The 2,612-nt window shown below is 70.0% G+C and carries 3 protein-coding genes and 2 tRNA genes; all 5 read left to right on the top strand.

What is annotated here, in order from left to right:
- On the top strand, window positions 1-803 hold an 803-nt coding region (locus LOY02_RS19120), incomplete at its 5' end, for a glutamate--tRNA ligase family protein (RefSeq protein WP_317183947.1).
- Window positions 804-810: 7 nt separating this feature from the next.
- The gene (locus LOY02_RS19115; protein WP_317183946.1) at window positions 811-1,461 is read left to right on the top strand and encodes a GNAT family N-acetyltransferase; all 651 of its coding nucleotides are present in this window, start codon (window positions 811-813) and stop codon (window positions 1,459-1,461) included.
- Entirely contained in the window at window positions 1,454-2,263 is an 810-nt protein-coding gene (locus LOY02_RS19110; protein ID WP_317183945.1) for an HAD family hydrolase, read from the top strand. The genes LOY02_RS19115 and LOY02_RS19110 overlap by 8 nt, the downstream gene beginning before the upstream one ends.
- Before the next feature lie 61 nt (window positions 2,264-2,324).
- Window positions 2,325-2,396, top strand: a tRNA-Gln gene (locus LOY02_RS19105).
- Window positions 2,397-2,494: 98 nt separating this feature from the next.
- A tRNA-Glu gene (locus LOY02_RS19100) sits at window positions 2,495-2,570 on the top strand.
- The last annotated feature ends 42 nt before the right edge of the window (window positions 2,571-2,612 follow it).

The following is a 2,612-nucleotide window of genomic DNA, read 5'->3' as shown; positions in this document are numbered from 1 at the left end:
AGTTCGCGCACATGCCGCTGCTGCGCAACACCGACAAGTCCAAGATCTCGAAGCGGAAGAACCCGGCTGCCCGCCTCACGTGGTTCCGGGAGCAGGGCTACCTGCCTGAGGCACTGGTCAACTTCCTTGCCCTGCTGGCCTATCCGCCGCAGCAGGACGCCGAGGGCAACGACGTCGAGGTCTTCACCTTCGAGGAGTTCAGCCGGACGTTCGACTGGTCCAAGGTCAACCCCATCGGGCCGATCTTCGACCTCAAGAAGCTCGAGTGGCTCAACGGCGTCTACATCCGCCAGCTCGACGTCGGGGAGTTCGCGACCCGGCTGCTGCCCTACCTGTACGAGGCGGGGATCCTCGGCGAGAACCCGTCCCTCGGCGAGCTCGGCCGGCTCAAGCTCGTCGCGGCCCTGATCCAGGAGCGGATGGCACTGCTCACCGAGGCGCCGGCCCTCGTCGGTCCGTTCTTCGTCGCGGACGACCAGCTCGAGGTCCAGGAGGACGCCCGGGCCCAGCTGGGGGCCGACGCGACCGCGGTGCTCGACGAGGCGATCCGGGTGCTCGGCGACATCGACGACCACGGCGGCGGCGTCCTCGGCACCGGCGGAGGCTGGGTGGCCCCGGCCATCGAGGCGGCTCTCCGCACCGCCATCGTCGACGGGCTCGGCATCAAGCCCCGCCTCGCCTTCGGACCTCTGCGCACGGCCGTGTCAGGCGCTCGGGTGTCGCCACCGCTCTTCGAGTCGATGGAGATCCTCGGCAAGACCTCGACGCTGTATCGCCTGCATGCGCTTCGCGGCTCGCTCTGACACCGACATGACCACGGTGGTCTGGCCCGTGCAGGGGCTCTGGCTCCGCACTGCCGATGTCGACCTGCGCGTGATGACCGAGGCAGATCTCGCGTCCGTCTGCGACAGCTTCCCCGCCGACGTCGAGCAGGACCCGGCCGCGACGCGCTACGCACTCCTCGACGAGGGGTCCAACCGGCGCGCCGTCGTGGCCCAGTCGTACTGGCGCGCGCTCGGCACGTGGTCTCCCGCCTCCTGGGCCCTGCCCTTCGTCGCGAGGAATGGCGATGGGGACGTCCTTGGCATGCAGTGGCTCGAGGGACCGGACTTCAGCACGGACCGGGTCGTCGACTCGGCCTCCTGGCTCGTCGCCGAGGTCCGCGGCCGGGGTCTCGGCACGCAGCTGCGCACCGCCGTGCTCGAGCTCGCCTTCCGGCACCTGGGGGCAGGGGCTGCCGTGAGCTCCGCGGTGGTCGCCAACGCCGCCTCGCTCGGCGTGTCCCGGTCGCTCGGCTATCGCGATACGCACACTTCCGTCCTCGAGCACAGCGGCGAGACGCTCCAGCACGTTCGTCTCGAGCGCGACGCCTGGGTCGCGTCGGGCCGGGGCGCCTCGGTGCGGATCGGTGGTGTGGGGCCGGCCCTGCCGTACTTCGGACTCGGGGACGAGGATGACTGAGCCTGCTCTCGAGAGCGAGCTCAGCGGCATACGCGCCCTTGTCCTCGACGTCGACGACACGATCGTCGACACGCGCGCAGCGATGGTGACCGCGGGTGTCGTCGCCTTCGCGGCCCTGTGGCCGCACCGCGCCGAGAGCCACGTGGCCATGGCCGAGCGCTACTACGCCGACCCGGAGCGGTGGTTTCGCCGCTTTGCCGCGGGTGAGGTCGCCTTCGAGACGATGCGGGCCCGTCGCCTCGGCGAGGTGGCGTCGGCGTTCGATCTCACCGTGCCGGCGGAGGCGCGCAACCGGTTCGAGCTGGCCTATGCGCCGGCCTTCCGTGCGGCGCAGCGGCTCTTCCCCGATGTCCCGGATCTGCTCGCTGCTGCTCAACGCCGTGACCTGCCGGTCGCGCTGCTGACGAACTCGGCACTGGCCCCCACACAGGTGAAGCTCGACGCGCTCGGCCTGGTCGACCGGTTCGATGTCGTCGTGACCACGGACACCCTGGGAGTGGGGAAGCCGGACCCGCGGGTCTATCACGAGGTGTGCCGGCTCGTCGACGCGACTCCCGATGCGACCGTCTGCATCGGCGACAGCCTGGAGTGGGACGTCGTCGGTGCGCGGCGTGCAGGGCTGCGTGCCGTCTGGCTCGACCGGGATGGCGGGCCCGGCACGTCTGGTCGACCGCACCTCGATCACCCGGGGAGCGACCTCGCTGCGAGCAGGGACGTCCGGGTGTACAGCCTCGACGAGGTGACGGCGGCGCTGCTCCAGAAGGGCCAGAGCCGATTTGGGGCGGCGGCGGGGGACCGGTAGTATTCCCTCTCGGTTCACCCCGCAGAATGGCCCTTGGGCGCGCTCGGGAGTGATACCCCATTGGGGTATGGTGTAATTGGCAACACTACGGATTCTGGTTCCGTCATTCTAGGTTCGAGTCCTGGTACCCCAGCTCTGGTTCATCGGTCCCTCGGGCCCGGGAGCCGATTCGGAGAAATCAGGCCGGCACGGTATGGTTCTCCGGGTGCCGAGTCCCTCGGCAGAGCGCGTGGCCCCGTTGTGTAGCGGCCTAGCACGCCGCCCTCTCAAGGCGGTAGCGCGGGTTCGAATCCCGTCGGGGCTACCACGTCGCACGGCCCGGATCCCTGAGGATCCGGGCCGTGCGCCT

The sequence above is a fragment of the Intrasporangium sp. genome, assembly GCF_032907665.1.
Lineage (GTDB): Bacteria > Actinomycetota > Actinomycetes > Actinomycetales > Dermatophilaceae > Intrasporangium.
This window is presented reverse-complemented; position numbering and strand designations above follow the sequence as displayed.